Genomic DNA, 26,895 nt, shown 5'->3' with positions numbered 1-26,895 from the left:
CGAGGCCGGTGGCCCGACCGCGCATCGCACAGCCGCCGCAGCGCGCCGCGCAGGCGCCGGTGCGGTTGACCCGCCGCGGCCGGCGGGTGCTGGCCGGGCTCGGGGTCGGCGCCGTCGTGGCCGTGTCCGCGGTCGTCGGGTCCGCGGTGCTGGGGTCGGCCGACGAGCCGGCGCTCGAGCTGGCCGGGCGGTCCAGCGTCGTGGTGCACAGCGGCGACACCCTGTGGTCGATCGCCCAGTCGATCGCGCCCGACGTCGACCCGCGCGCGGTGGTCGACGCCCTGCAGGAGGTCAACGGGCTCACCGATGCCTCGCTGGTGCCGGGCCAGGTGCTGCTGCTGCCGTGACCCCGCAGCGACGCCGCCGAGCGCGCCGGCGTGGCGGTGCCACGTGCGGTGCCCGGTCTTGGCAGGAGCTGTGGTCGGCGTGGGGCGGGTGGGACCGCTGGCGTGCTCCGTGGCGTCCACCTGCGGGTACGCGTCCGGGGAAGACGACACGCCGGTACGGAGTTGCGCACCTGTAGGGGTGCGGAGCTAGTCTGACCACAACATCTAGTAGTTACAGAGATGTCGTTCCGTCCACATGCTGTTCCCCAGGTTTCCCCGAGGTCGTCCACCGGATGTCCCCCGCGGGGTCCACAGGGAGCCCGTCGCAGGGAGGAGACCACCCGGTGCGCTGCCCGTTCTGCCACAACCCCGACAGCCGGGTCGTCGACTCCCGCGAGACCGATGAGGGCGCGACGACGCGTCGCCGCCGCTCCTGTCCCGGGTGCGGTCGCCGGTTCACCACGGTGGAGGAGGCGGTGCTCGCCGTCGTCAAGCGCAGCGGGGTGACCGAGCCGTTCAACCGCGCCAAGGTCATCGCCGGCGTGCGGCGCGCCTGCCAGGGCCGCCCGGTCGACGAGGACCAGCTGGCGGTGCTGGCCGCCCAGGTCGAGGACGCCGTGCGCTGCAGCGGGTCGGCCGAGGTGCCCAGCCACGACGTCGGGCTGGCCATCCTGCGCCCGCTGCGCGACCTCGACGAGGTGGCCTACCTGCGGTTCGCCAGCGTCTACCGCTCCTTCACCTCGGCGGCCGACTTCGAGAAGGAGATCGCCGAGATGCGGGCCAAGGCGGCCTCGGTGGCCGAGATCGCCTCGGCCGACCTGCCGCCTCCAGTCATCCCGCGCGGCGGAGCCGCCCCGCACGCCGCCCCGCACAGCGCCGTCGTCCCCGCCGACTGACCGCCGACCCGCCACCTCACCGACCGCGTGCTGCGCCCTCCCCGTCGCAGCCGCCCGATGCACCTCCGACCGGCTCGTGTCCCACCCGACGTCGTCCGGTCACCGCGCCACCAGCTCCGCACGCTCCTTGCACCCGGTCCACCGGCCAGGTGTCGACACACGAACCCCAGGGGGAGTCTTGACCGAGACCACCGACCGCATCTCGTCCGGCCGCAAGCGCAACGGCAAGGCCGTCGGCCGCAAGGGCATCACGGTCGAGCGGGTGTTCACCACCGCCGACGTGCACCCCTACGACGAGGTGACCTGGGAGCGGCGCGACGTCGTCATGACCAACTGGCGCGACGGGTCGATCAACTTCGAGCAGCGGGGCGTGGAGTTCCCCTCGGAGTGGTCGATCAACGCCACCAACATCGTCACCACGAAGTACTTCCGCGGCGCCGTGGGCACCCCGCAGCGCGAGACCAGCCTGCGCCAGCTCATCGACCGCGTGGTCCTCACCTACACCGAGGCCGGCCGCGAGCACGGCTACTTCGCCACCGAGGGCGACGCCGAGCTGTTCGAGCACGAGCTGACCTGGATGCTGCTGCACCAGTACTTCAGCTTCAACTCGCCCGTCTGGTTCAACGTCGGCACCGCGTCGCCGCAGCAGGTCAGCGCCTGCTTCATCCTCGCCGTCGACGACACGATGGACTCGATCCTGAACTGGTACCGCGAGGAGGGCCTGATCTTCAAGGGCGGCTCCGGTGCCGGCCTGAACCTCTCCCGCATCCGCTCCTCCAAGGAGCTGCTGTCCTCCGGCGGCACCGCCTCGGGCCCGGTCTCCTTCATGCGCGGTGCCGACGCCTCGGCCGGGACCATCAAGTCCGGTGGCGCCACCCGTCGCGCGGCGAAGATGGTCGTGCTGGACATCGACCACCCCGACATCGAGGAGTTCGTCGAGACCAAGGCGCGCGAGGAGGACAAGATCCGCGCGCTGCGCGACGCCGGGTACGACATGGACCTCGGCGGCAAGGACATCACCAGCGTCCAGTACCAGAACGCGAACAACTCGGTCCGGGTCAACGACGAGTTCATGCGCGCGGTCGAGGAGGGCACCGGGTTCGGCCTGCGGTCGCGGTCGGACGGCTCGGTCATCGAGACCGTCGACGCCAAGGAGCTGTTCCGCAAGGTCACCACCGCCGCGTGGGAGTGCGCCGACCCCGGCATCCAGTACGACGACACGATCAACGACTGGCACACCAACCCCGAGACCGGCCGCATCAACGCGTCCAACCCGTGCTCGGAGTACATGAGCCTGGACAACAGCTCGTGCAACCTGGCCTCGCTGAACCTCATGAAGTTCCTGAAGGCCGACGGCACGTTCGACTCCGCCCGCTTCACCCGCGCGGTCGAGCTGATCATCACCGCGATGGACATCTCCATCTGCTTCGCTGACTTCCCGACCGAGCCGATCGGCGACACCACCCGCGCCTACCGGCAGCTGGGCATCGGCTACGCCAACCTGGGTGCGCTGCTCATGGCCACCGGGCACGCCTACGACTCCCGCGGCGGCCAGACCCTGGCCGCGGCCATCACCTCGCTGATGACCGGCACCGCCTACCGCCGCTCGGCCGAGCTGGCCGGCGTCGTGGGCGCCTACGACGGCTACGCCCGCAACGCCACGGCCCACGCCCGGGTCATGCGCAAGCACGCCGCCGCCAACGACGCCATCCGCCCGGTCGGCGCCGACGACGCCGACGTGCTCAAGGCCGCCACCGCGCAGTGGCAGGACTGCCTGGCGATCGGCACGACCAACGGCTGGCGCAACGCCCAGGCCTCGGTGCTGGCCCCCACCGGCACCATCGGCTTCATGATGGACTGCGACACGACCGGCATCGAGCCGGACTTCTCGCTGGTCAAGTTCAAGAAGCTGGTCGGCGGCGGCTCGATGCAGATCGTGAACCAGACGGTGCCGCGGGCGTTGAAGAGCCTGGGCTACCAGGACGAGCAGGTCGAGGCCATCGTCGAGTTCATCGCCGAGCACGGCCACGTCGTCGACGCCCCGAGCCTGCGGCCGGAGCACTACGAGGTGTTCGACTGCGCCATGGGCGAGCGGGCCATCTCCCCGATGGGCCACGTGCGCATGATGGCCGCGGTGCAGCCGTTCATCTCCGGCGCGATCTCCAAGACCGTCAACATGCCCGAGACGGCGACGGTCGAGGACGTCGAGAACATCTACTTCCAGGGCTGGAAGATGGGCATCAAGGCCCTGGCCATCTACCGGGACAACTGCAAGGTCGGTCAGCCGCTGTCCGACGGCGGCAAGAAGAAGGACAAGGTCGAGGAGGTCGCAGCGGCCCCCGCGCCGGCCCCGACGCTGGCCCACCCGGTCCGCAAGCGGCTGCCCAAGAAGCGCACCAGCATGACCACGTCGTTCTCCGTGGCCGGTGCCGAGGGCTACATGACCGCCGGCATGTACGAGGACGGCAGCCTGGGCGAGGTCTTCCTCAAGCTGGGCAAGCAGGGCTCGACCCTGGCCGGTGTCATGGACGCCTTCTCGATCGGCATCTCGCTGGCGCTGCAGCACGGTGTGCCGCTGGAGACCTACATCTCCAAGTTCACCAACATGCGCTTCGAGCCCGCCGGCATGACCGACGACCCGGACATCCGCATCGCCCAGTCGGTGATGGACTACATCTTCCGTCGCCTGGCGCTGGACCACCTGCCGGTGGAGAAGCGGGCCAACCTCGGCATCTTCACCGCCGAGGAGCGCGCCGCGCAGGTCGCCGGGTCCTACGGCTCGGCCTCCACCGCCACCGTCGAGGAGGACGTCGACCTCGAGGCCCTGCGCGGGTCGGCCCCCACCGAGACCAAGGCCGAGGAGAAGGTCACCCCGGCCGGTCCCGCCTCGGTCAAGGAGGCCCACTCGTCGGCCGAGCTGCTCGAGCTGGTGACCGGCACCGCCACCGACGCGCCGCTGTGCATGACCTGCGGCACGAAGATGCGCCCCGCGGGCAGCTGCTACGTCTGCGAGGGCTGCGGCTCCACCAGCGGCTGCAGCTGACCTGACGGCGCCGACGCCCCGGTCACCCCGCACGGGGTGACCGGGGCGTCGGCGTACCCGCCACCCGGCGGGCAGCTGCCGCCGGGTGGCGCTGGGCGCGACCGAGTCCGCCGGGCACGATGGTGACCGCGGTCACCGAGGGCCGCTCCCGGCCCGAGGAGGACCCGTGACGACGACGTCGCTGCCCCGTCCGCCCTTCGACCCCCAGGTCGCCGCCGCGCTCGAGGCCCTGGGGGAGGCGCTGCCGCCGTCGCTGACCCCGGAGATGATCCCGCTCCTCCGTCAGCCCAACCCCGCGCTGCCGCCGCCCACCGACGAGGAGCTCTCCCAGGGCGGCGCCCTGGACGTCGGCACCCGCACGGTCCCCGGCCCCGACGGCGAGGTCGAGGTCATCGTGCTGCGCCCGACCCGCGCCACGAGCCCGGTACCGGCCATCGTGCACACCCACGGCGGCGGGATGATCATCGGCGACGCCCGGTCGGGGCTGATGGAGGTGGCCGGCTGGGCGGCAGAACTCGGTCTGGTGGTCGTCTCCGTGGAGTACCGGCTGGCCCCCGAGACGCCGCACCCGGGACCGGTCGAGGACTGCTACGCCGCGCTGCGGTGGACCGTCCAGCAGGCCGGCGAGCTCGGTATCGACCCGCAGCGCGTCCTCGTCGCCGGAGCCAGCGCCGGGGGCGGGCTCGCGGCCGCCCTCGCCCTCATGGCCCGGGACCGCGGCGACGTGGCGCTGGCCGGCCAGGTGCTCGTCTACCCCATGCTCGACGACCGCAACGACTCCGGCTCGTCCCACCGGATGGCCGGCGTCGGTGTCTGGGACCGCACCTCCAACCAGACCGGGTGGGGAGCCCTGCTCGGCGACGCGGCCGGCGGCCCCGACGTCTCCCCGTACGCCGCGCCGGCCCGGGCCACCGACCTGTCCGGCCTGCCTCCCGCGTTCATCGACGTCGCCTCGACCGAGACCTTCCGCGACGAGGACGTCGCCTACGCCTCCCGCATCTGGGCGGCCGGCGGCGTCGCCGAGCTGCACGTGTGGCCCGGCGGCTGCCACGGCTTCGACCTGTTCGTCCCCGACGCGGACATCTCCCGCGCCGCCCGGGCTGCCCGCATCGCCTGGCTGCGCCGGCTGCTGGCCGGGTGATCCCCCGACGGGCCGTCCCGGTCTCCCGGCTCCGCGGCGTCGTCGTGACCTCGGCGTGACCTCGGCGTGACCTTGTGCTGACTACAGTGACCCGCCGTGGCAGGTGGTGTGGCGCACGACCCGGTGTCCCGGGGCCTGGAGGTGCTGCAGCGCCGTGGCCTGGACGCGACCGGTGTCAGCATCACCATCTCCGACCCCCGTCTGCCCGGGAACCCGCTGCTGTGGGTCAACCCGGCGTTCACCGCGACCACCGGGTACACCGTGGAGCAGTCCGTCGGCCGCAACTGCAGCTTCTTGCAGGGCCCCGACACCGACCCCGCCGAGGTCGCCCGCATCCGCGCGGCCATCACCGCACGGGAGTCGGTCACGGTCACGCTGCTCAACCACCGGGCCGACGGCAGCCCGTTCTGGAACCGGCTGAGCATCGACCCGATCCTGGACGGCGATGACCTGGTGGGCTTCGTCGGCGTGCAGACCGACGTGACCGCCGAGATCGTCGCCGCCACCGAGCGCGACGCCGCCCGGGCGGCCAGCGAGGCCGCCCTGGCCCGCGAGACGGCGGCCCGCATCTCCCTGCAGTCGGCCCACCAGCGGCTGCAGCTGATGTCCGCGGCCACCACCACCCTGTCGGCCTCGTTGGACCCCCAGACGGTCGTCGACCAGCTGGTGGACCTCTGCGTGCCGCAGCTGGCCGACTGGGTGTTCGTGGCCGAGACCGACGAGGCCGGCATCGTCGTCCGGGTCACCACCCGCCACCACGCCCCCGAGGGCCGGGAGGCCGAGCTGGCCGAGGTGGCCCGCGTCTACGAGGGCCGGCCGCTGCCGCAGGTGGCGCCGGCCGCCCAGGCCGTGCTCACGGGCGCCACGGTCGCCGTCGCCGACCTGACCCCGGACCGCCTGGCGCCCTACGGCCGCGGGCTGACCGACTCGGTCTACGCCCGGCTCGGCACCCGCGCGCTGGCCGCCGTCCCCCTCGCCGCGCCCGACAGCACCTGGGGCGCCATGGTGCTCGTGCGGGCCACCCCGCACGCGTTCCCGCAGGGGGACCTCGAGGTCGCCGCCGACCTCGGCCGGCGCGCCGGGCAGGCGCTGGCCAACGCCCGCCGCTACACCCGCGAGGCCACCGTGGCCGAGACGCTGCAGCGTGCCCTGCTGCCCGGCCTGCCCGACCTCCCGGGCGTCACGGCGGCTGCCCACTACAGCAGCGCGGTCATCGGTGCCGCCGTCGGCGGCGACCTGTACGACCTCATGGACGTGCCCGGCGACGCGGTCGGCGTCGTGGTCGCCGACGTGGCCGGGCACGACGTCGACGCCGCCGCGACCATGGGCACCCTGCGCGACCTCGTCCGCGCGCAGAGCTGGGCGACGCCGGCCCCGGACCCGGCGCAGGTGCTCACCGGCGTCGACCGGCTCATGGACGTGCTGCACGTGCCGGCGCTGGCGACCGCCGCCGTCGTGCAGGCCCGGCGCCCCTCCGCCGACCAGCCGGGGTGGACCCTGCGCTACGCCAACGCCGGCCACCCCCCGGTCCTCCTGCGGTTGCCGGGCGGCGCGGTCGAGGTGCTCGACCCCGTGCGCGACCTGCTCCTGGGGGCCGACCCGGCGCGGCCGCGCCGGGTCGTCACCCGGGTGGTGCCCGCGGGCAGCCAGCTCGTGCTGCACACCGACGGCCTGGTCGAGCAGCCGGGCCCCGGCGGTGGGCCGGCCCGCGACCTGGACGAGGGCACCCGGCGCCTGGTCGACCGGCTGCGGGCCCTGCCGCCGGGGACCCCGCCCGAGGACGTCGTCGAGGACCTGCAGCAGCTCGTCGTGCAGCGGCTCGACGACACCGCCCTCCTCGTCGTCCAGCTCGGTTCTGGGAACCTGTCCGGGTGACCGACGACCTCTACCTGCCGTTCGCCGAGCGCACCCCCGACACCCAGTACGCCGACGTGCTGCGGGCGATCGTCACCGAGGGGGAGCGGACGGCGACTCGGCAGGGCGTCGAGGCGCTCACGCTCATGCAGCAGACCACCCGCTACCCCCTGCGCAACGGCTTCCCGCTCATCACCGAGCGGTCGATCGGGAGCTTCTGGCCCAAGGCCGTCGGCGAGCTGTGCGCCTTCATCAACGGCGCCACCACGATCGACGAGCTGGCCGCGTTCGGCTGCGACTGGTGGGACGCCTGGGCGACGCCTGCGAAGACCCGCAAGCGCGGCCTGCCCGACGGCGACCTCGGCCCGGGCTCCTACGGCGGCGCGTTCCACGACTTCCCGGCCCCGCCCGGGCGCGAGCCGATGGACCAGTTCACCCACCTGGTCGAGCAGGTGCGCGAGCTCCCCGAGCTGCGCACCCACTTCGTCTCGCCGTGGATCCCGCAGTACCAGGTGCGCGGCGAGGGCAAGACCCCCGGGACGACGATCGCGCCCTGCCACGGGTGGGTGCACGTGCGGGTCCTGAACGGCACGCTGCACCTGCACATGTTCCAGCGCTCGGCCGACGTGCCGGTCGGGGTGCCGGCGAACATGGTGCAGTACGCCGCGCTGACGCTGATGCTCGCGCAGCTCACCGGTACGCGGCCGGGCACGTTCCACCACACCATGAGCGACGCGCACGTCTACGTCGACCAGCTCGACGCCGTCCACGAGATGCTCGCCCGCGAGCCCCGCCGGCTGCCCACCCTCACCCTCACCGACGAGGGCCGGCAGGTCACCGACGTCCACGACTTCCGCGGCACCCACTTCGAGCTCGCCGACTACGAGCCGCACCCCTCGATCCGCGGCATCCCGGTCGCGTCGTGAGCGGGCCCGCGACCCAGCTCTCGATCGTCGTCGCGGTCGCCGACAACGGGGTCATCGGCGACGCGGACGGGCTGCCCTGGCACATCAGCGAGGACCTGCGCCGCTTCCGCGAGCTCACCACCGGCCACGTGGTCGTCGCCGGCCGGCTCACCCACCAGTCGGTGGTCGCCCGGCTCGGCCAGCCGCTGCCGCGCCGGCACACCGTCGTGGTCAGCCGCCGCACGCCCCCCGGCGGGCCGCAGGTGTGGACCGCCGGAGCGGCCACCACCGTCGGCGACCTCGACTCCGCGCTCGCGCTGGCGGCCCGGCTGGCCCCCGACGCCGAGCACCCGGAGGTCGTGGTCATGGGCGGCGCCCAGCTGTACGCCGCAGCCCTGCCGCAGGTCGGCACGGTGCACCTCACCCGCGTGCACCTGGAACCCGACGGCGACACCCGCATGCCCGAGGGCTGGCTCGACGCGTTCACCGTCGTCGACAGCCGCGACCTGGCCACCGCCTCGGGCGCCGACGTCACCTTCGAGACGCTCACCCGTGGCTGACCTCTACTGCCCGGCCAACGCCCGCATGCCCGAGCAGGTCGCCCGCATGGCCGACCTCGAGGCCCGGGGCGTGTGCCTGTTCTGCGCCGACGCCGGCTCCGAGGTCGGCGGGGGAGACCTGGTCGCCGAGACCGAGCACTGGCGCGCCGTCCGCAACGACTTCCCCTACCGCGGCGCCGCCGAGCACCTGCTGCTGGTGCCGCGCACGCACGTCACCGACGTCCTCGACCTCGACGACGCAGCCCGGGCGGAGCTCTGGGACGTGCTCCGCACCGTGCGGGGCGGCTCCACGGGGCCCTACGGGCTGGGCATGCGCAACGGGCCGTGCGAGGGCACCGGCGGCACCATCGCCCACGTGCACCTGCACGTGCTGGTGCCCGACGGCGAGCAGCCGCTGCGCATGCGGTTCAGCTCGGCGCGCTGACGCCCCCGGCGCCGAGGTCGACCCAGACCAGCTCGGTGCCGGCGCCGGCGAGGATCTGCTCGGCGTCCAGCAGCGAGTACGAGCCGCGGAAGAAGCAGCGGGCGAACCGGGCCTCGGCGACCAGGTAGGCGCACGCCGGGCACGGGAACGCCGAGACGTAGAGGTCGGCGCCCGCGGTGTCGAAGGCCCCGGCCGCGGCCTGGCCCACCAGCGAGGCCTCGGCGTGGATCGCCGTCGACAGGTCCGCCCGCAGCCCCCGGGAGAACTCGTTGCGGGGGTCGCCGTCGACGTAGGGCGCGTGCTCGGTGGGCCGGTGCCGGTTGTGCGCGGTGGCCAGCACCTGGCCGTCCCGGGCGGCCAGCGCCCCCACCTGGCGCCACCAGTCCGAGGACCGGTCACCGGCGGCCATGGTCTGCCGCATGAGCGCCACGTGCACGGGGTCCGTCGTCGTCGCGGCGGTGGCCCCGGCGGGGCGTTCCTCGGTGGCCCACTGCCGGTCCCAGCGCAGGAACACCGGCACCAGGCGCCACTGCACCTGCGGGTGGTCGCCGGCCAGCTCCCGGGTGACGGACTCGTCGGGGGCCAGGACGACGTCCTCCAGCGCGGCCGGCAGGTCGGCCGGCTGCACCACCCGGACGTCGACCCCGTGCTCCAGCGCGAGGATGCGGCCCACGGTCGCGGCGTCCAGGCCGCGGATCTCCTTGCGCATCGCCGGGAAGCGCTCGGCGAACCCCTCGCCCAGCAGCAGCACCTCCTCGACGTCGGGGTGCTGGTCGAGCAGGCGACGGTGCCCGGCGTGGTAGACCGGCGCGTGCAGCAGGAGCTGGGTCATTCGCCGGCGGACTGGGCGGCGTCGGCGAGGTGGATCAGCCGCAACCGGGCCGACGTGCTCACCGTCGACATCCTGTCCAGCACCTCGACCCGTCCGCAGTACTGGCTCTCCAGCTGGGCGACCTCGTCGTCGGTGTAGGTCTCGGCGGTGGCCACCAGCACCGCTGGACGCACCGCCTTGATCAGCGCCCACTGCTCGTGGTGCACGTGCTTGAGGGTCACGATGCCCACCCCGCGCTGGTGGGTGACCATGCGCAGCCGCTCCATCTCGGGGACGGCGGGCCGGCTGGGCCCCTTGCGCCGGCGCACCTTCTCGTCGCTGTCCACCCCGACGATGAGGAACCCGCCCAGGGACCGGGCGTGCTCGAGGTAGCGGCTGTGGCCCTCGTGGATCATGTCGAACGAGCCGCTGGTCAGCACCACGCGCAGGCCGAGGGTCTTCAGTGCCGAGCTCATGGCGGCCAGCCGGTCGAGGTCGTCGACGAACCGCTCCTCGAAGTGCGAGGCGTCCTGGAACAGGTCGCTGTAGAGCCGACCCGGCTCCCGGTCCCCACGGTCCTGGCCCACGGACCGAAGGCTACCGACCGGCCCCGGCGGACCTGGGTGACGGCGTCACGGCCCGGTGACGGGCGACCCGGCGAGATCACGAAGCGGTGACGATCGGGCCGGTACGGGTTGCTGCGGGGGGTGCCCCCGCGGTTACGGTCGACCTCGGAACAGGCGCCGTCCGGCTGGGCGGCGCCCAGCGCCGGGACCCGGCCCGCACAGCCTGCGACGCGCAGCGGCGGGACCGACGGCGCCCCAGCGGAGCGATGTCCTCCGCACTCCTGGATCTGCGAACCCCGGACCGGGCAGGCGACGCCTGCGCCGGTCCTCGCCCTGCCCCCGACGAGAGGACCAGCTGCCTGTGCTGCACGCACGAGGTCTGTACAAGGTGTTCGGCCGACGGCCCGAGGACGCCGTCCGCCGGCTGCAGGAGGGCGCGACCGTCGCCGACGTCCGGGACGACGGGGCGACCCCCGCCGTGGTCGACGTCGGCTTCACCGTCCGGCCCGGGGAGATCTTCGTGGTCATGGGCCTGTCCGGGTCGGGGAAGTCGACCCTGCTGCGGATGCTCAACGGGCTGCTGCCCCCGACGGCGGGCAGCGTCACCCTCGACGGCGAGGAGCTCACCGAGCTCGACCGCGCCGGGCTGCGACGGGTCCGGCAGGAGCGCATGAGCATGGTGTTCCAGCACTTCGCGCTGCTGCCGCACCGGTCGGTGCTGCAGAACGCCGCCTACGCCCTCGAGGTGCGCGGGGTCGACCGGCGCACCCGCAGCGACCGCGCCCGCGAGGCGCTGTCGCTGGTCGGGCTCGCCGACCGCGCCGACGCCTCACCGGCCCAGCTCTCCGGCGGCATGCAGCAGCGGGTCGGGCTGGCCCGCGCGCTGGCCGCCGACACCGACCTGCTGCTCATGGACGAGGCGTTCAGCGCCCTGGACCCCCTCATCCGGCGGGGCATGCAGGACCAGCTGCTGGACCTGCAGCGCGACCTGGGCAAGACCATCGTCTTCATCACCCACGACCTCAACGAGGCCATGCGGCTGGGCGACCGGGTCGCGGTCATGCGCGACGGGCGCATCGTGCAGTGCGACACCCCCGAGCAGATCCTCACCGCACCGGCCGACGACTACGTCGCCCAGTTCCTCGCCGACGTCGACCGCTCCCGCGTGGTCACCGCCGGCAGCCTGGCCGAACCGGTCGCGGTGCTGCCGCCCTCGGCCGGGCCCGGTGAGACCGGCGCCGAGCTGGCCCGCACCGGGGCCGACCACCTCGTGCTCGCCGAGCCCGGTGGCCCGGTGCACGGGGTGCTGGCCGCCGCCGACGCCGGGAGCGGCTCGGCGGGCCAGGCGGCGCCCCCCGCCGCCTGCGTCCCGGCGGACGCGCCCCTGGCCGACCTGCTGGGCCCCGCCGCCGCCACCGGGCACCCCGTCGTGGTGGTCGACGAGGCCCGGCGGCCGGTGGGCGTGGTCCCGGTGACCGCGCTGCTGGCCGCGCTCAGCCCGGCTGCCGGCGAGCCCGGCGCGCACGACGGCGTCCCCGCCGGCGCCCCCGACGCCGAGCTCGCGGACAGGCGCGCCGGCGACGACCACGACGACCGCCACGACGACGACAGGGAGGTCGCCGGTGTCTGAGGCCACCGTGCACGCCGCCGATGCGCTCGACGACCTGCCCCGCATCCCGCTCGGGGACTGGTTGGAGACCGCCTTCGACTGGTCCACCGACACCTTCGGCCTGGTCTTCGACGCCGTCGGCGCGGCCGTGGAGACGTCGGTCGAGGGGCTCACCGACGCCCTGCTGGCCGTGCCGGCGCTGGTGCTGTCCCTGGTCTTCGCGCTGCTGGGCCTGCTGGCCCGCTCGGCCGCCTTCGCGGTCGGGTCGGCACTGGGCTTCGCCCTGGTCGTCAGCATGGGCCTGTGGCCCGAGGCCATGGAGACCCTCGCGCTGGTCGGCTTCGCCGCCGCCGTCGCCGCGCTGGTCGCGGTGCCGGTCGGCATCCTGGCGGCCCGCCACGACCGGGTCAGCGCCCTCCTGCGGCCGGTGCTGGACTTCATGCAGACCATGCCGGCCTTCGTCTACCTGGTGCCGGCGGTGACCCTGTTCAGCATCGGGCTGGTGCCCGGCGTGGTCACCACGATCGTCTTCGCGCTGCCGCCCGGCGTGCGGCTCACCGAGCTGGGCATCCGGCAGGTCGACGTCGAGACCGTCGAGGCCGGGCGCGCGTTCGGCAGCTCGCCCGGGCAGATCCTGCGCGGCATCCAGCTCCCGCTGGCCCGCCCCACCATCCTGGCCGGCATCAACCAGGTGATCATGCTGGCCCTGTCCATGTCGGTCATCGCCGGCATCGTCGGCGCCGGCGGGCTCGGCCAGGCCGTCGTCACCAGCATCTCCCGGCTGGACCTGGCGCTGGGGTTCGAGGCCGGCATCTCGGTCGTCGTCCTCGCCATCTGGCTGGACCGGCTCACCGCCGCCCTCGGTGCCGGCGGGTCCCGGCTGCGCCTGCCCCGCCGCGGCGGGCAGACCACCGCCGACGCCGAGCTGACCACCGCCCCCGGCCGCGCCTGAGCGCTGCCCCACCCACCTGCCGCCGGCGCCGCCGGCGGACCACCCCCGACGAGAGGACCCACCATGACGACGTCGACGACGACCAGGACCGCCCGGCTGGTGGCCGGCGCGGCCGCCCTGGCCCTGACCATGACCGCCTGCGGCGGCTCCGACGACGACGCCACCACGTCCGCCGACGGCGCCACCACCGAGACCATCACGCTGGGCTACCTGCCCTCGTGGACCGACGGGCTGAGCACCGCCTACCTGTGGCAGCACGTGCTCGAGGAGCGCGGCTACGACGTGGAGATGCAGGAGCTCAGCGAGGCCGGGCTGCTCTACGCCGGCCTGGCCGGGGGTGACTTCGACGTCTACCCCTCCGCCTGGCCCGAGGTCACCCACGCCGACTACATGGAGACCTACGGCGACGACATCGAGGACCTCGGCGCCTACTACGACGGGGCGGTGCTGACCCTCGCCGTCCCCGAGTACACCGACATCGACTCCATCGCCGACCTGGCCGCCGACCCGGGCCGCTTCGACGGCCAGATCTACGGCATCGAGCCCGGTGCCGGCCTGACCCGGGTCACCCGCGAGGAGGTCATGCCGACCTACGGGCTGGAGGAGGACTACGAGCTGGTCGAGTCCTCGACCACCGCGATGCTCGCGCAGCTGCAGTCGGCCACCGACGCGCAGGAGGACATCGTCGTCACCCTGTGGCGCCCGTTCTGGGCCAACAGCGAGTTCCCGGTCAAGGACCTCCAGGACCCCGAGGGCGCACTCGGTGACCCCGAGGGCCTGCACGAGCTGGCCCGCGACGGGTTCACCGCCGACCACCCCGAGCTGGCCGACCTCATCGGCGGCCTGTCGCTGACCGACGAGCAGTACGGGTCGCTGGAGGACATGGTCGTCAACGAGTACGGCGACGGCCGCTACGACGAGGCCGTCGAGGCCTGGCTCGAGGCCAACCCCGACATCCGGGACACCCTGATCAGCTGACCGACCGCAGCTCCGCGGGGCCCGGCGTCCGAGCGGACGCCGGGCCCCGTCCGCGCGTGCGGGGCAGGATGGTGCGGTGAGCGACCGCCCGTACGACCTCGTCCTGTTCGGTGCCAGCGGCTTCGTGGGCCGGCTGGTGGCCGGCTACCTCGCCGAGCACGCCCCCGCGGGTACCCGCATCGCCCTGGCCGGCCGCACCCGGGCCAAGGTCGAGCTGGTGCGCGCCGACCTGCCCGAGGCCGGCCGCGGCTGGCCGGTGCTGGTCGCCGACTCCGGCGACGACGCGGCACTGGCCGACCTGGCCGCCAGCACCCGGGCCGTCGTCACCACCGTGGGGCCCTACGCCCGGTACGGCCTGCCGCTGGTGCAGGCGTGCGCCCGGGCCGGCACCCACTACGCCGACCTCACCGGCGAGGTGCTCTTCGTCCGCGACGCCATCGACGCCGCCGACGCCGTGGCCCATGAGTCCGGGGCGAAGATCGTGCACGCCTGCGGCTACGACTCCATCCCCTCCGACCTCGCCGTCGCCGAGCTGGCGCGGCGGGCCGCCGCCGACGGCGCGGGCGGGCTGACCGACGTGCAGACCGTCGCCACCGCCAAGGGCGGCTTCTCCGGCGGCACCATCGACTCGATGCGCGCCCAGGTCGCCGCGATCAAGGACCGCCCCGAGCTGCGCCGGATCGCCGGCCACCCCTACGCGCTCAGCCCCGACCGGGCCGCGGAGCCGGCCACCCGGCAGCCGCGCGACGCCGCGCCGCCCACCCGCACCGCCGACGGCCGCTGGGCCGCGCCGTTCGTGATGGCCCCGTTCAACACCCGCATCGTGCGCCGCAGCAACGCGCTCGCCGACTTCGCCTACGGCCGCGGCCTGTCCTACGGCGAGGTGATGGCCACCGGCGGCGGCATCGCCGGCGCGGTGACCGCCGGGGTCGTCACCGGTGGGCTGGGCGCGGTGCTGGCGGGCATGTCGTTCGGCCCGACCGCGGCACTGCTGGACAAGGTGCTGCCCGCGCCGGGGGAGGGCCCCGACGCCGCGGCCCGCGCCCGCGGGTTCTTCCGCATGGTCACGACGGGTGCGACGGAGTCGGGGCGGCGCTACCGCTCGGTCGCCGCCGGCCAGGGCGACCCCGGCTACGCCGCCACCGCCGTGATGCTGGGCGAGGCGGGGTTGTCGCTGGCCCTGGACGACCTGCCCGACCGGGCCGGCTCGCTCACCCCTGCCACCGCGTTCGGCGAGGTGCTGGTGCAGCGCCTGCGCGCGGCCGGGCACACCTACGAGGTCACCGAGCTGTGAGCGTCCGCTGCGCCGAGGACGCCGACCTGCCGCTGCTGGCCGCCGTCGAGCGCGCGGCCGACCAGCTCTTCGTGCCGCTGGGCATGACCGACTTCCCGCCACCGGCCACACCGCAGCAGCGGGCGGCGGCCTGGCGGGTGCTGGTCGAGGGCCGGCCGCCGCGCGGGTTCGCCGTCCTGGACCGCTTCGGCCGCCGGGCCGCCATGGAGCGCCCGGTCTGACCACGAGGTGCGGGGTTGCGGCCCTCTCGGAGCGGGATGCGGGGGCGACGACCCCGCAACCGGTGCGCGGGGCGCCGCCGCCCACCAGCAGCCGGGCGCCCCGGCGAGTACCGCGTCCTGGTGCAGCTGCGCCTGCTGGACCCCTGACCCGGCTCAACCCACCGGCGTCGGGCGACGGACGGCGGCCAGCAGGACGGCGGCCAGGGCCTCCGGGTCGTCGCCGGCGCCGTAGAGCCAGCCGTCGGGCCGCACCAGCACCGCCGTCGCACCCAGCTCGGCGAACCACCGGCCGTACGTGCCGTCGACGTCGCCCACCGTCACGACCCCGGGGGACCGGCCGCCGAGCGCGGCCACGCGCACACCCAGCTCGGCCAGGGCCGCGGCGTCGACGTCGGCGAGCGCGGCGGCGTCGCGGGCCAGCAGCACCCCGGGGCCGCCGAGGACGTCGTCCAGCAGGCTCGGCGGCCCGCCGTCCACCCGAACCCGGCCCTGCCGCGACAGCCGACCACCGGCCGGGCCGGTGTGCGCGCCGGGGCCCAGCGCCGGCCGCGGGGGCGCGGGCGGCTCCATGCCGCGGTCCCAATCGGCGGTCATCCGGGCATCGCGCGCGGCCGCCTCGGCCGGGTCGGAGATGCAGATGACCCGGCCCAGCTCCATCGAGAACCGCACGAACGCCTGCACGTGCGGCAGTCGCTCGCTGCCGTAGCTGTCCAGCAGCTCCTCACCGGCCGCCCCGCGCAGCACCGCGTCGAGCTTCCACGCGAGGTTGGCAGCGTCCCGCACGCCGGCGCCCAGGCCCTGCCCGGCGAAGGGCGGCATGAGGTGCGCGGCGTCACCGGCCAGCAGCACCCGGCCCGCCCGCCACGCCGTGGCCCACCCGGCCTGGAACGTGTAGACCGAGTGCCGCTCGAGCTCGGCGTCGGCCGGGGTGAGCCCGAAGGGGGCGAGGAGCTCCCAGGCAGCCTCCGGGCGGTCGAGCTGCTCGCGGGTCTCGTGCGGCAACCGCATGAACTCCCACCGCCGCCGCCCCGGCCCGCCGGGCACCATCGTCGCCGGGCGGGCGACGTCGCAGGTCTGCTCGGCGACGTGCGGGAAGCGCAGGTGCGGCTGCGGCCGGACGTCGACCACCAGCCAGTCGTAGAAGTAGCCCTCGTCGTGCCACGCCAACCCGGCCCAGCTGCGCACCCGGCTGTTGGCGCCGTCCGCCCCGACCACCCACGCGGCGCGCAGCGAGCTCGAGGTGCCGTCCGTGCCGACGAGTCGCAGGGTCGCTCCGTCGTCGTCCTGGTCGAGGCCGACGGCCTCCTGCCCGCGCAGCACCCGCACGGCGGGCAACCCGGCGACGACCCGGTCCAGGGCGTCCTCCAGCGAGGGCTGGTGGAAGAACCAGGTGTTGAACCACCCCGACTCCCCGCGGCCGGTCCAGTCGACCTCGACCAGCGTGCGGCCCTCGCCGTTGCGCCAGACGTAGCGGGCGTCGTAGGGCTCGGTGACCTCGGGGATGGTGTCCGGGGGCAGCCCGACCGACTGCAGCACCCGGGCGAACTCGCTGTCGTGGGTCACCGCTCGGGGCAGCGGGTAGCCGGCCTCCTGCCGGTCGACGACCACGACGTCGTGGCCGCGGCGGCCGAGCTGGATGGCCAGCAGCTTGCCCACCGGGCCGAACCCGACCACCGCCACCTCGGCGGTCATCGCGCTCACCACGGGTTCCGCGGGGGACGGGTGTCGCGGTGCTCGGCGACGAACAGTGCCGGCAGGTCGGGGGCCTCCGCGGCGTCCTGCTCGGGGGAGAGGCCCAGGTCGGGCAGGTCCGGCCCGACGCAGGAGTGGCTGCGCCGCGCCGCCGCCACGTAGGCCTCGACGTCGGAGCACCCCGACGGGTCGGGGAACTGGACCGACGGCAGTCGCTCCCACCCGGTCTCCAGCGGCAGCGGCGCGGGGTCCAGCAGGGCCCCGACCTCGTGCAGTTCCACCCTCGGCTCCTCCGGGTCGGTGTCGTGTGGGCAGCAGTCCAGCCCACGGTGTGGCTCGCGTCACTGCTTCCGTCCCGGGAACCGGGACGGCGTTGTTCCCTCGGTCACAGCCGACTCCCACGATGACCGCCACCTGCCGCACCGACGCGGCGCCGAGTCGCCAGGAGACCCCATGTCCGCACCTCCCACCCCCCGCGCGCACCCCGCGGTCATCGCGCTGTGCATGGTCATCACGGTGATCGAGGGCTTCAACCTCATCGTGTTCGGCTCGGTCGTGCCGCTGCTGGTGGCCGATGCCGGGCTCGGCATCAGTGACCAGCAGATCGGGCTCATCGGGGGCTTCGTCTACATCGGGGCGATCCTCGGCGCGCTGCTGGCCCCGGCCCTGGCCGAGCGGGTGGGCCGCAAGCGGGTGCTGCTGCTGGCCATCACGGTCTTCGCCGCCGGTGCGCTGCTCACGGGGTCGTCGACCAGCGGCGGGATGCTGGCCGTGGCCCGCTTCCTGACCGGGTTCGGCGTCGGTGGGGCGCTGACCACCGCGATGACCGTCGCCCGCAACAGCGCGCCGCCGCAGCGCGGGTCGCTGGTCGTCACGATCACCATGGCCGGGATCCCGCTCGGCGGGGTGGTGGCCGCCCTGCTGGCCATCCCGGTGCTGCCGGCGTTCGGGTGGCGGCCGATGTTCTTCGTGGGCGCGGGGCTGGCGCTGGCCATCGTCGTCGCGGTCGCCGTCATGACCATCCCGACGGACACCCCGCAGGAGGTGGCCAACCGGGCCTGGTCGGGCCGGGACAAGCTCCGGGCGCTGTTCGCCGGCCGGGGTGCCGTCGTGGCGGTGGTGATCGCCGTCTGCGCAGTCGCCAACATGGTCGCCTGGCAGGGCCTCAACGTCTGGGCCGCGCAGGCCATGGTGGACCTGGGCTTCCCGCTGACCACCGCGCTGCTGCTCACCTTCGTGCTCACCGCGGCCGCCGTCCTGGGCTCCTTCGCCACCGCGTCGGCGGCCGACCGGCGCGGCTCCGCCGTGGTCTCGGTGGTCACGAGCGCCTGCACCCTGGCCGGCCTGGTCGCGCTCCTGCTGCTGCCGGTGTCGCTGCCCGGCGTCGTGGTCGCGGTGGCCCTGATGGGCATCGGCGGGCACTCGACCATGAACCTGGTGCACACGACGACGTCGGACATCTACCCGCTGCCGGCCCGGGCCGCCGCGCTGGGGTGGTCGAACGGCACCTCGTTCATCGGCGCGTTCCTCGGCCCGGCGCTGGGTGGTGCGGCGATCGCCGCCGGGGGCGCCCGCGGGGTGTTCTCGACGTTCGCCGTCGCCGCGGCCGTCTGCCTGGTCGCCGTCGTCGCGTTGTGGGCCGCCGACCGGCGGGCCACCGCCGGCAGCTTCCGGGTGCCGGCGGGGGCTGCCGACGTCCCGCTCGTGCCTGCCTGACCTGCGCCCCCCGGGACCCGGGCCACCGAGCGTGGCCCGGGTTCAGCGCACCCGGGGGTTGATGCGGCGCAGGCCCTCGACCGCAGCCGGCAGCTTGGCGCGGAACCGCTGCGTCGGCACGACGACCGCCACCGCCTGCAGTGCCCCGGTGGGCCCGGTGAACCCGGTGGCCACCGCGCAGATGCCCAGGTCGTGCTCCTCCTCGTCGACCGCGACACCGGTGCGGCGAACCTCGGCCAGCTCGGCGAGCACCGCGGCGTGGTCGGTGACGGTGTGCTCGGTGAACCGTCGGAGCACCGGGGGCAGCAGCTCGGCGATGCGCTGGTCGGGCAGCTGGGCCAGCAGCGCCATGCCGATGCAGCTGGCGTGCAGCGAGAACGACCGGCCGACCTTGGTGACCCCGCGCAGCCGCTCGGGGGAGGCGATCTGGTCGACCACCACGACCTCGCGGCCGCTGAACACGGCGAGCTCGACGTTCTCGGCGACCTCGCGGGCCAGGGTGGCCAGCGCCGCCCGGTTGGCCGACAGCAGCCGCAGGTGGGCGTTCATGCCGAACTTGAGCAGGCCGGGCCCGAGCACCCACCCCGGCCGCTCGGGCACGCGCACGACGTAGAGCTCGCGCTCGAGGCCCTGCAGGGCGCGGTGCACGGCCGAGCGGGGCAGGCCGGTGCGGCTGGTCAGGTCGGTGACGGTGAGCGGGCCGCGGCTCTCCGCGAGCGCGTCGAGCACCTGGGTGGCGCGGCCCAGGTCGGTCACGCCTGCGCAGCCTGCCACTGCCGCACCCAGGCGCGGCCGTAGTCGTTGCCGTGCGGGGTCCGCAGCACGGTGTGCACGTGGAAGGGCTGCGGGGTGCGGTAGTCGAGGAAGACGCCGCAGTGGTGGTCGAGCTCGGCGATGACCACCGGTGACTGCAGCCGGGCGTAGAAGACGTCGTCGGGCCCGTGGCCGCCGATCCAGCTGAAGGTGGTCTCCGCCCAGTGCGCGGCGATCTCGCGCATCCGGGCCGCGCGGGGCCCCTCGGGCAGCAGCGCGACGGCGGTCGCCGCGACCGCACGGGCGGCGTCCTGGGGGGCGTCGGGCAGGTCGGCGACCCGCACGCCCTCGACCGGGATGACCCGGTTGTCCTGGAAGGCCCCACCCAGGTGCCGCTCGTCGCCGGGGTGCACCCGGCCCGGGGGCATGGCGGGGTCGACCATCTCGGCCCAGACGGTGGCCGCGGCGCGCTGCTCGGCGGTCATCCCGGCCATGACCGCCCGCCACTCGGCGATGCGGCCGGCGAAGGCCCGCGGCGAGGTGTACGGGCCGTCGTCGATCACGTCGGGCTCGGCGCCCAGGAACACCGGCGACACGACCATGCGGCCCTCGACCACGAGGCAGTTGACCGCGCAGTGGTGGCCGAACAGCTGCCAGCCCCACGGCGCGTGCCGGTCGGGCTCGCCGTAGAGCGCGATGTTGTAGCTGAACTCGCCCAGCACCTCGGGCAGGCCGACGACCTCGCCGAGGAAGCCGTTGATCCGCATCATCAGCTGCACCTGCGCGAACCCCTCGGGTGACAGCGACGCGGCCATCAGTGCGAGAGCGGCCCGGCGCACCTCGGCGGGCTGGAACTCCAGCCGCAGGCCGGTGTCGAACTGCATGAACTCCGGGTTGGCCCAGGTCTGCCACTCCACGGCGTCGACGTCGTGCTGCACCCGGGCGCGGTCGTCGGCGGGGAGCAGGTCGACCAGCGCACGGGCGGCGTCGACCATGGCCGCCACCGGTGCCTCCTCGCCCGGTTCGGCGGGGGTGAGGTCGTACAGGCCCGCGCGGAGGACGCCGTCCTCGGTGATGCCGCGGAAGGGCTGCCGGTACAGCGGGGTCCAGCCCTCCACCAGACCGCCGGTGAAGGTGCCCGGGGTGCGGGCGTGCTCCCGGTAGGCGTACGGGTCGAGCCCGGCGACCTCGGTGAGGCGCGGGTGGTCGGGCGGGAAGAGGTACTGCCGGAACTCGGACATCGTCGTCCCCCTCAGTCGTTGTGCCGGGCGACGGCCGCCCGGACGGCGGTCTCGTCGCCGCCGGCGATGGCCTCCACCAGATCGCGGTGCACCTGGACCCGGCGCTCGCGGTAGGCCGCGTCGGGGTGGGCGGCGACGTCGTCGGGGCGGGGGTCGGTGGTGTCGAGCTGGCCGAGCGTCGCGGTGTAGACGGCGCGGGCCATGGCGTTCGGGCAGATCGCGGCGATGCGGGCGTGCAGCGCCCAGTTCGCGTGCAGGAACGCCGGCCAGTCGGGGGCGGCGGCCAGCTCGTCGACCAGGGCCCGCAGCTCGGCCGTGTCGCCCGCGGTGCGGCAGCGGGCGGCGCCGAGGTCGACGAGTTCCTCGAGGTGCTGGCGCAGCTCGACGGCGTCGGCGACCGCGGTCGGGTCGTCGCCCACCCCGAGCAGGGTGTGCCGCAGCCGGACGACGGGTCCGCGGTCGGCGACGAACAGCCCGCCCCCGCGCCCGGGCCGGATCTCCAACAGGCCGCGGTCGCGCAACAGGCGCACGGCCTCGCTGACCGTGGAGTAGGCGTAGCCGGTCTCGGCGCGCAGTGACTCGAGGGTGCCCACCGGTTCGCCGGGGCCCATGGCGCCCACGCGCTCGCCGAGGGAGAGCGCGAGCTGCTCGGCGCGGGTGGGCACGAACGCTTGTACCGCACCGGGTCGCCGTGCCATGGTGCGCAGTGAAGCGCAAACCTCCGAACCTTTCAAGGGTTCCGACCGAAGGGTTCTCCGTGCGACTGGTGGGCATCGCGACAGACGACGGCGTGATGGTCGGCACGCTCACGGCCGACGGCGTGGGCGTGCAGGTCATCGCCCCGCTGGCCCGGTTCTGGGCGGACCCCTCTCGGCACCTGGCGGCCGGGGCCACCGGCCCGCAGTACGCGGTGGCCGACGTCGAACTCGTGCCGCCGGTGCTGCCCGCCGCGCGGGTGCTGTGCATCGGCCTGAACTACGCCGAGCACGTCGCCGAGGGATCGTTCGCCGGGGCGGGGATGCCCGAGCACCCCACCCTCTTCGCGCGGTGGACTGCGTCGCTGTCGGCCGGCGACGGCACGGTGCCGGTGCCCCCCGACGAGGCCGGGCTCGACTGGGAGGGCGAGGTCGTGGCCTGGGTGGGGGAGACCCTGGTCGACGCCACGCCCGAGCAGGCCCTGGCCGGGGTCCTCGGCTACTCGACCTTCAACGACCTCACGGCCCGCCGGGCGCAGAAGCTGACCAGTCAGTGGATCCTGGGCAAGAACGCCGACCGGTCGGGCCCGCTCGGGCCGATGGTGCCCGCGGCCGAGGTCGGCGACCTGCGCGACGGCCTGCGGATCAGCACCCGGGTGAACGGCGAGGTCGTGCAGGATGCCCGCACCGACCAGATGGTCTACGGCGTCGGCGAGACGCTGTCACTGGTGTCCCGCACCCTCACCCTGCGCCCCGGCGACCTGCTGGCCACCGGCACGCCGTCCGGGGTCGGGTACGCCCGCGACCCCCAGTGGCTGCTGCAGCCCGGCGACGTCGTCGAGGTCGAGGTCGAGCGGCTCGGCGTGCTGCGCACCACGGTGGTCGCCGACGACCGGGCGGGCGCCCCGCACCGCTAGGTCCGCCGGTCAGGGGGGTGACCGGCGCGGCGCGGACGGGGCAGCTGACCACCGCCCGACGGTCGGCAGACCTACCCCGCTGAGGACCCGGCGACGATCGACTGCGGGGTTCCCGCCCCCTCGACCGGCCCGCAGAGGGCGAGAACCCCGCACCCTGGCGTCAGAACCCGGTGGATCGGGCGCGCCACCCAGGAGGCCCCGGTGGACGGCGTCCGCTGACGGCCGGCGGGCGTGGGTCGCGGGGCATCGGGCAAGGTCATGGGCATGGCCTACGAGGCGGCGCAGAACCGCTACGACGACATGACCTACCGCCGCACCGGGCGCAGCGGCACCGACCTGCCCGCGATCAGCCTGGGGCTGTGGCACAACTTCGGCGACGACGTGCCCTTCGACCGGCAACGCGACGTGCTGCGCCGGGCCTTCGACCTGGGCATCACGCACTTCGACCTGGCCAACAACTACGGCCCGCCCTACGGGTCGGCGGAGACCAACTTCGGCCGGCACCTGCGTGAGGACTTCCGCCGCTACCGCGACGAGCTGGTCATCTCCACCAAGGCCGGCTACGACATGTGGCCGGGCCCGTACGGCCAGGGCGGCGGCGGGCGCAAGTACGTGCTGGCCAGCCTGGACCAGTCGCTGCAGCGGATGGGACTGGAGCACGTCGACGTCTTCTACAGCCACCGGCCCGACCCGACCACACCGCTGGAGGAGACGATGGGTGCGCTGCACACCGCCGTCACCAGCGGGAAGGCCCTCTACGCCGGCATCTCCTCCTACGGGCCCGAGGACACCCGGCGGGCCGCGGCGATCCTGGCCGACCTGGGCACCCCGCTGTTCATCCACCAGCCCAGCTACTCGATGCTCAACCGCTGGATCGAGACCGAGGGCCTGCTCGACGTCCTGGCCGAGGTGGGCGCCGGCTGCATCGCCTTCTCCCCGCTCGCCCAGGGCATGCTCACCACGAAGTACCTGGACGGCATCCCCGAGGGCTCGCGGGCCAGCCAGGACAAGTCGCTGTCGCCCGACCTGCTCACCGACGAGGCGCTGGACCACGTGCGGGCGCTGAACGCGATCGCCGAGGGCCGCGGCCAGACCCTCGCCCAGCTCGCGCTGGCCTGGGCGCTGCGCGACGAGCGGGTCACCACGGTGCTGATCGGGGCCAGCAGCGTCCGCCAGCTCGAGGACAACGTGGGCGCCCTGCAGAACGTGTCGTTCGGCGAGGACGAGCTGGCCGCCATCGACCGGCACGCCGTCGACTCCGGCATCGACCTCTGGGAGGCACCCCGCACCGCGGCGGGTTGAGCGGTCACCCGGTACGGCGAGGTGGGGGCAGCAGCACCCGTGCGCACGCCATCAGCCACACCCCGCCCAGCACGTAGCCGGCCAGCACGTCCGAGGGGTGGTGCGCCGCGACGTACAAGCGCGCGGTGCCCACCCCGAGGGCGACCAGCACCGCCAACGCCGGCACCGCCCAGCGCCACCGGCCGCGGGCACACCGGAGGACCAGCAGCGCCAGCGCACCGTGGACGGCGACCGCGGCGCCGGCGTGCCCGGACGGCCAGCCGGCCCCCACGGGCAGCCCGGTGGTCAGGTCGACGACGTCCGGGCGGGCGCGGCCGACCACCTGGGACACCACGAGGTAGAGCAGCAGCTCGCCGGCCACCGCCACGAGCACGAAGACGGCCGGGCGCAGACTCCGGGTGAGGGCCACCGCCAGCGTCGCGGTCGCCACCGAGACGGCCACGAACACCTGGGTGCCGGCCAGCGAGCCGACCAGGTCGGCCAGCACGGTCCGGTCGCCGGTCCGCTGCTGCACGAACCACGCCGCCACGGCGTCGTCCGCCTGCAGCAGCGGGGTGCCCTGCAGGGGCCCGACGACAAGCAGGCCCAGCCCGATGAGTGCGCCGCCCAGCAGCACCGCGACCGGGCCCAGACGGCGGGCGCTGGGCCACACCGCCGGTGCCGTCGCGGCCGGCACCCGCAGCTCCCGGGCCTGCCGCCGGTCGACCTCCAGGCCGTCCCACGGCTCCCGCGACCGGCGACCCGTGTCGTGCTGCCAGCCGCGGAACGCCAGTGCGGTCGCGGCCAGCCAGCAGGCCCCCAGGGCCCACCCGGCGAGCACGTCGGAGACGAAGTGCACCCCCAGGGCCAGCCGGGTGACCCCCACGGCCACCACGACGACGGCCAGCACCGCCACCAGCCACGGCCGCGCCCGGCGGTGCACCACCGGCAGGGCGACCAGCGCCACGACGCCCCAGGTGACCAGCGACGCCATCGCGTGGCCGCTGGGGAAGCTGGCGTTGGCGGGCACCGCGACGACCGGGACGTCGACGACCGGCCGGGCCCGGTCCACCACCGCCTTGGTGAGCGGCACCAGCACCCACAGCCCGAGGCCGGTGACCGCCACGAACGCCGCCAGCCGCCGCTGGTCACGCACGAGCAGGGACGCACCGGTCAGCAGGAGCACGACGACCGACGTCCCGGTCCCGCCGAGGTCGGTCGCCGTCCGCAGCACGTCGACCGTCCCCGGGGACCGGCGCACCACCTCGTTGAGGCCGGCGGCGACGTCGCCGTCCAGGGCACCCAGCGGGGCCCAGGCGCGGACCACCAGCAGCCAGAGCACGCCGAAGACGGCCGCCAGCCCGACCACCGAGCCCCAGCCCAGGGCGACCCGGGTGCCGAACCGGGCCCCCGCGCCCCTCACGGGTCCTCGCCGGTGCGGACCTGGGCACGGCGGACCATGAACCGGTAGCCGACCAGCAGCACGGCGTTGCCGATCAGCAGCCAGAAGGCCAGCAGCACCAGGGTGGCCAGCGAGCTGGCGCCGTACCGCTCGGTGAAGTCGGCGAACCAGGTGAGGTAGCCGAGGTAGACCCCCGTGCTCAGGCCCACCAGGCCGGCGGCGACGAGGGCGCCCAGCACGACGTCGTCCCACCGGGTGTCCCGGACCTGGAACAGCCAGTAGAGCAGGCTGATGATCCCCACCAGGAGGACGAGGACGCCCAGGGCGAGCAGGACGGTGAGCTGCCACCCGGAACCCAGCAGCCGCGGGACGACGAACAGCGCGGCGAGCCCGGAGAACACCGCCACGGGCAGCACGGCGATGACCGCCAGGGCCAGCAGCCTGCCTCGCAGGCCCCGGATCTTCTCCTTGGTCTGCGGCGTGACCTGGCTGAAGGCGCGGGCCAGTGCCGCCCCGTAGGCGGTGGCCGGCCAGACGGCCGACAGCACCGCCACCGGCCCGACGCGGGAGGCCACGTCGATCAACCCCCGCAGCACCGCACCGACCGGCAGCTGGTCCGGGGTCCGCCCGGAGACCTGGTCGCCCAGGCCCTGCAGCGTCGCGTCGTCCACCACCAGCCCGGCGACCCAGAAGGCGATGAGCACCATGGGCGGCAGCGAGATCAGCGAGTAGAAGGCCAACGCGGCGCTCACCGTCGAGAACTCCGGGCTGGTGAGCCACCGGCCGAAGGTCACCACCGGTCCGGGCAGGCGGCCGACCGCCGTCCGCCACCGTCGTCCGGCCCGGTCCAGCCCCCGATGGAGCGGCCGGGTGGCGGTGGCGAACCGCGCGCGGTCGCTCAACAGCTGGGTCCGTCCTGCCCCGCCGCCACCAGCGGCTCGGCCGGCGGGGTCGTGCGGGCCACGGCCGGCCGGTCCGACCCGGCGGTCCGGCCGAACTCCTGGGTGGCCCACACCGAGCCGTCGGCGGCGCACACGACCCCGATGCCCAGCCGGTCCCAACCCGGGTCGAGCAGGTTGGCGCGGTGCTCGTCGGACCGCATCCACTCCACGTGCACGGTGCCGGCGGGGACCGGGCCCGACGACGTGAAGATGTTCTCGCCCAGCGCGACCAGGCCCGGCAGCCGGTCACCCTGCAGCACCGGACGCAGGTCCTGGTGGACGAACTCGCCCGAGCCGGCCATCTGCTCGCTCCAGTCGCGGGCGAGCGTGGCCAGGCCCTCGTTCCACGACACCTCGGCCAGGCCGCGTTCGACCCGCTCGGCGTTGACCCGGTCGAACACCGCTCGGGCGATCTGGTCCTCGGCGGGGGCGTCGGGCCCGGCGGCGGGAGCGGACTGGGGGGCGGGTGCTGCACCGGGGTCCGCGCCGCCGGGGGCCGGTGCCCGGGAGACCGCGCAGCCGGTGCCCATCAGCACGGCCAGGACGAGCGGTGCAGCGCAGGGGGCGAGTCGTCGCATCGGGTCGGGCTGCCCGGGCCCACGGGGGTCCGACGCGTCGGCGGGCGGATCGTCACCGTTCTGCGACCTGCCGACGGCGTGACCCGCGTGACGGGTTCG

Annotated in this window: 26 protein-coding genes; 16 read left to right on the top strand and 10 right to left on the bottom strand. The window is 74.7% G+C overall.

Annotated elements, in window-relative coordinates; all coding sequences use genetic code 11:
- The first annotated feature begins 8 nt into the window (after nucleotides 1-8).
- The 8 genes from TEK04_RS13055 (at nucleotide 9) to TEK04_RS13020 (ending at nucleotide 9,149) form a co-directional block, all read left to right on the top strand.
- Complete coding sequence (locus TEK04_RS13055) at nucleotides 9-347, top strand: LysM peptidoglycan-binding domain-containing protein (RefSeq protein WP_336404783.1); 339 nt, start codon at nucleotides 9-11, stop codon at nucleotides 345-347.
- Between the two features lie 323 nt (nucleotides 348-670).
- Nucleotides 671-1,222 (top strand): transcriptional regulator NrdR, encoded by a 552-nt coding sequence (gene nrdR / locus TEK04_RS13050; protein ID WP_336404782.1) that lies wholly within the window; start codon nucleotides 671-673, stop codon nucleotides 1,220-1,222.
- 178 nt (nucleotides 1,223-1,400) lie between these two features.
- Nucleotides 1,401-4,265 carry a vitamin B12-dependent ribonucleotide reductase gene (locus TEK04_RS13045; RefSeq protein WP_336404781.1) on the top strand — a complete coding sequence of 955 codons (2,865 nt, stop codon included), beginning with the start codon at nucleotides 1,401-1,403 and terminating at the stop codon, nucleotides 4,263-4,265.
- A 166-nt stretch (nucleotides 4,266-4,431) separates the two neighbouring features.
- Nucleotides 4,432-5,406, top strand: coding sequence for an alpha/beta hydrolase (locus tag TEK04_RS13040; protein ID WP_336404780.1), 975 nt, complete (start codon nucleotides 4,432-4,434; stop codon nucleotides 5,404-5,406).
- A 96-nt stretch (nucleotides 5,407-5,502) separates the two neighbouring features.
- On the top strand, nucleotides 5,503-7,281 hold the full coding sequence (locus tag TEK04_RS13035; protein WP_336404779.1) for a SpoIIE family protein phosphatase: 1,779 nt from the start codon (nucleotides 5,503-5,505) through the stop codon (nucleotides 7,279-7,281).
- Nucleotides 7,278-8,186 carry a thymidylate synthase gene (thyA, locus tag TEK04_RS13030; RefSeq protein WP_336404778.1) on the top strand — a complete coding sequence of 303 codons (909 nt, stop codon included), beginning with the start codon at nucleotides 7,278-7,280 and terminating at the stop codon, nucleotides 8,184-8,186. Before TEK04_RS13035 ends, thyA begins: the two co-directional genes overlap by 4 nt.
- Nucleotides 8,183-8,725, top strand: coding sequence for a dihydrofolate reductase (locus tag TEK04_RS13025; RefSeq protein ID WP_336404777.1), 543 nt, complete (start codon nucleotides 8,183-8,185; stop codon nucleotides 8,723-8,725). The genes thyA and TEK04_RS13025 overlap by 4 nt, the downstream gene beginning before the upstream one ends.
- Complete coding sequence (locus tag TEK04_RS13020; protein ID WP_336404776.1) at nucleotides 8,718-9,149, top strand: HIT family protein; 432 nt, start codon at nucleotides 8,718-8,720, stop codon at nucleotides 9,147-9,149. Before TEK04_RS13025 ends, TEK04_RS13020 begins: the two co-directional genes overlap by 8 nt.
- Here TEK04_RS13020 and TEK04_RS13015 read toward each other — a convergent pair.
- Nucleotides 9,133-9,981 carry a deoxycytidylate deaminase gene (locus tag TEK04_RS13015; RefSeq protein ID WP_336404775.1) on the bottom strand — a complete coding sequence of 283 codons (849 nt, stop codon included), beginning with the start codon at nucleotides 9,979-9,981 and terminating at the stop codon, nucleotides 9,133-9,135. The genes TEK04_RS13020 and TEK04_RS13015 overlap by 17 nt on opposite strands.
- Nucleotides 9,978-10,547, bottom strand: a complete 570-nt coding sequence (locus tag TEK04_RS13010; RefSeq protein WP_336404774.1) for an adenylyltransferase/cytidyltransferase family protein — start codon at nucleotides 10,545-10,547, stop codon at nucleotides 9,978-9,980. Before TEK04_RS13010 ends, TEK04_RS13015 begins: the two co-directional genes overlap by 4 nt.
- 340 nt (nucleotides 10,548-10,887) lie before the next feature.
- Between TEK04_RS13010 and TEK04_RS13005 the strand changes: the two genes are divergently transcribed.
- The 5 genes from TEK04_RS13005 (at nucleotide 10,888) to TEK04_RS12985 (ending at nucleotide 15,580) form a co-directional block, all read left to right on the top strand.
- Nucleotides 10,888-12,156, top strand: coding sequence for a quaternary amine ABC transporter ATP-binding protein (locus TEK04_RS13005; protein WP_336404773.1), 1,269 nt, complete (start codon nucleotides 10,888-10,890; stop codon nucleotides 12,154-12,156).
- Complete coding sequence (locus TEK04_RS13000) at nucleotides 12,149-13,087, top strand: ABC transporter permease (protein ID WP_336404772.1); 939 nt, start codon at nucleotides 12,149-12,151, stop codon at nucleotides 13,085-13,087. The genes TEK04_RS13005 and TEK04_RS13000 overlap by 8 nt, the downstream gene beginning before the upstream one ends.
- A gap of 63 nt (nucleotides 13,088-13,150) precedes the next feature.
- The gene (locus TEK04_RS12995; RefSeq protein WP_336404771.1) at nucleotides 13,151-14,065 is read left to right on the top strand and encodes a glycine betaine ABC transporter substrate-binding protein; all 915 of its coding nucleotides are present in this window, start codon (nucleotides 13,151-13,153) and stop codon (nucleotides 14,063-14,065) included.
- A gap of 76 nt (nucleotides 14,066-14,141) precedes the next feature.
- On the top strand, nucleotides 14,142-15,359 hold the full coding sequence (locus TEK04_RS12990) for a saccharopine dehydrogenase family protein (protein WP_336404770.1): 1,218 nt from the start codon (nucleotides 14,142-14,144) through the stop codon (nucleotides 15,357-15,359).
- Nucleotides 15,356-15,580, top strand: a complete 225-nt coding sequence (locus tag TEK04_RS12985) for a hypothetical protein (protein ID WP_336404769.1) — start codon at nucleotides 15,356-15,358, stop codon at nucleotides 15,578-15,580. Before TEK04_RS12990 ends, TEK04_RS12985 begins: the two co-directional genes overlap by 4 nt.
- A gap of 153 nt (nucleotides 15,581-15,733) precedes the next feature.
- Here TEK04_RS12985 and mhpA read toward each other — a convergent pair whose 3' ends face one another.
- Together mhpA and TEK04_RS12975 are read right to left on the bottom strand one after the other, a co-directional pair.
- The gene (mhpA, locus tag TEK04_RS12980; RefSeq protein ID WP_336404768.1) at nucleotides 15,734-17,272 is read right to left on the bottom strand and encodes a bifunctional 3-(3-hydroxy-phenyl)propionate/3-hydroxycinnamic acid hydroxylase MhpA; all 1,539 of its coding nucleotides are present in this window, start codon (nucleotides 17,270-17,272) and stop codon (nucleotides 15,734-15,736) included.
- 5 nt (nucleotides 17,273-17,277) lie between these two features.
- Nucleotides 17,278-17,553, bottom strand: coding sequence for a hypothetical protein (locus tag TEK04_RS12975; RefSeq protein ID WP_336404767.1), 276 nt, complete (start codon nucleotides 17,551-17,553; stop codon nucleotides 17,278-17,280).
- A 172-nt stretch (nucleotides 17,554-17,725) separates the two neighbouring features.
- Between TEK04_RS12975 and TEK04_RS12970 the strand changes: the two genes are divergently transcribed.
- The gene (locus TEK04_RS12970) at nucleotides 17,726-18,988 is read left to right on the top strand and encodes an MFS transporter (protein ID WP_336404766.1); all 1,263 of its coding nucleotides are present in this window, start codon (nucleotides 17,726-17,728) and stop codon (nucleotides 18,986-18,988) included.
- 42 nt (nucleotides 18,989-19,030) lie between these two features.
- Here TEK04_RS12970 and TEK04_RS12965 read toward each other — a convergent pair whose 3' ends face one another.
- The 3 genes from TEK04_RS12965 to TEK04_RS12955 are packed head-to-tail and all read right to left on the bottom strand — an operon-like array spanning nucleotide 19,031 to nucleotide 21,680.
- Complete coding sequence (locus TEK04_RS12965) at nucleotides 19,031-19,744, bottom strand: IclR family transcriptional regulator (protein WP_336404765.1); 714 nt, start codon at nucleotides 19,742-19,744, stop codon at nucleotides 19,031-19,033.
- Nucleotides 19,741-20,982 carry a DUF3500 domain-containing protein gene (locus TEK04_RS12960; protein WP_336404764.1) on the bottom strand — a complete coding sequence of 414 codons (1,242 nt, stop codon included), beginning with the start codon at nucleotides 20,980-20,982 and terminating at the stop codon, nucleotides 19,741-19,743. The genes TEK04_RS12965 and TEK04_RS12960 overlap by 4 nt, the downstream gene beginning before the upstream one ends.
- Nucleotides 20,983-20,993: 11 nt before the next feature.
- Nucleotides 20,994-21,680 (bottom strand): FadR/GntR family transcriptional regulator, encoded by a 687-nt coding sequence (locus TEK04_RS12955; protein WP_336404763.1) that lies wholly within the window; start codon nucleotides 21,678-21,680, stop codon nucleotides 20,994-20,996.
- A gap of 68 nt (nucleotides 21,681-21,748) precedes the next feature.
- Between TEK04_RS12955 and TEK04_RS12950 the strand changes: the two genes are divergently transcribed.
- On the top strand, nucleotides 21,749-22,594 hold the full coding sequence (locus TEK04_RS12950) for a fumarylacetoacetate hydrolase family protein (protein ID WP_336404762.1): 846 nt from the start codon (nucleotides 21,749-21,751) through the stop codon (nucleotides 22,592-22,594).
- A gap of 264 nt (nucleotides 22,595-22,858) precedes the next feature.
- The gene (gene mgrA, locus TEK04_RS12945) at nucleotides 22,859-23,896 is read left to right on the top strand and encodes an L-glyceraldehyde 3-phosphate reductase (RefSeq protein WP_336404761.1); all 1,038 of its coding nucleotides are present in this window, start codon (nucleotides 22,859-22,861) and stop codon (nucleotides 23,894-23,896) included.
- Between the two features lie 4 nt (nucleotides 23,897-23,900).
- On the opposite strand, the gene TEK04_RS12940 is transcribed toward mgrA, so the two are convergent.
- The 3 genes from TEK04_RS12940 to TEK04_RS12930 are packed head-to-tail and all read right to left on the bottom strand — an operon-like array spanning nucleotide 23,901 to nucleotide 26,796.
- Nucleotides 23,901-25,298: a phosphatase PAP2 family protein gene (locus TEK04_RS12940; RefSeq protein WP_336404760.1), complete on the bottom strand. Its 1,398-nt coding sequence runs from the start codon at nucleotides 25,296-25,298 to the stop codon at nucleotides 23,901-23,903.
- The gene (locus TEK04_RS12935) at nucleotides 25,295-26,179 is read right to left on the bottom strand and encodes a YihY/virulence factor BrkB family protein (protein ID WP_336404759.1); all 885 of its coding nucleotides are present in this window, start codon (nucleotides 26,177-26,179) and stop codon (nucleotides 25,295-25,297) included. Before TEK04_RS12935 ends, TEK04_RS12940 begins: the two co-directional genes overlap by 4 nt.
- A complete protein-coding gene (locus TEK04_RS12930; protein WP_336404758.1) occupies nucleotides 26,176-26,796 on the bottom strand; it encodes a CAP domain-containing protein in 621 nt (206 codons plus the stop codon). The genes TEK04_RS12935 and TEK04_RS12930 overlap by 4 nt, the downstream gene beginning before the upstream one ends.
- Nucleotides 26,797-26,895: the final 99 nt, after the last annotated feature.

Source organism: Klenkia sesuvii (assembly GCF_037083825.1).
Lineage (GTDB): Bacteria > Actinomycetota > Actinomycetes > Mycobacteriales > Geodermatophilaceae > Klenkia > Klenkia sesuvii.
Note: the sequence above shows the minus strand (reverse complement) of the source record. Positions and strands in the feature narration are given on the sequence as shown.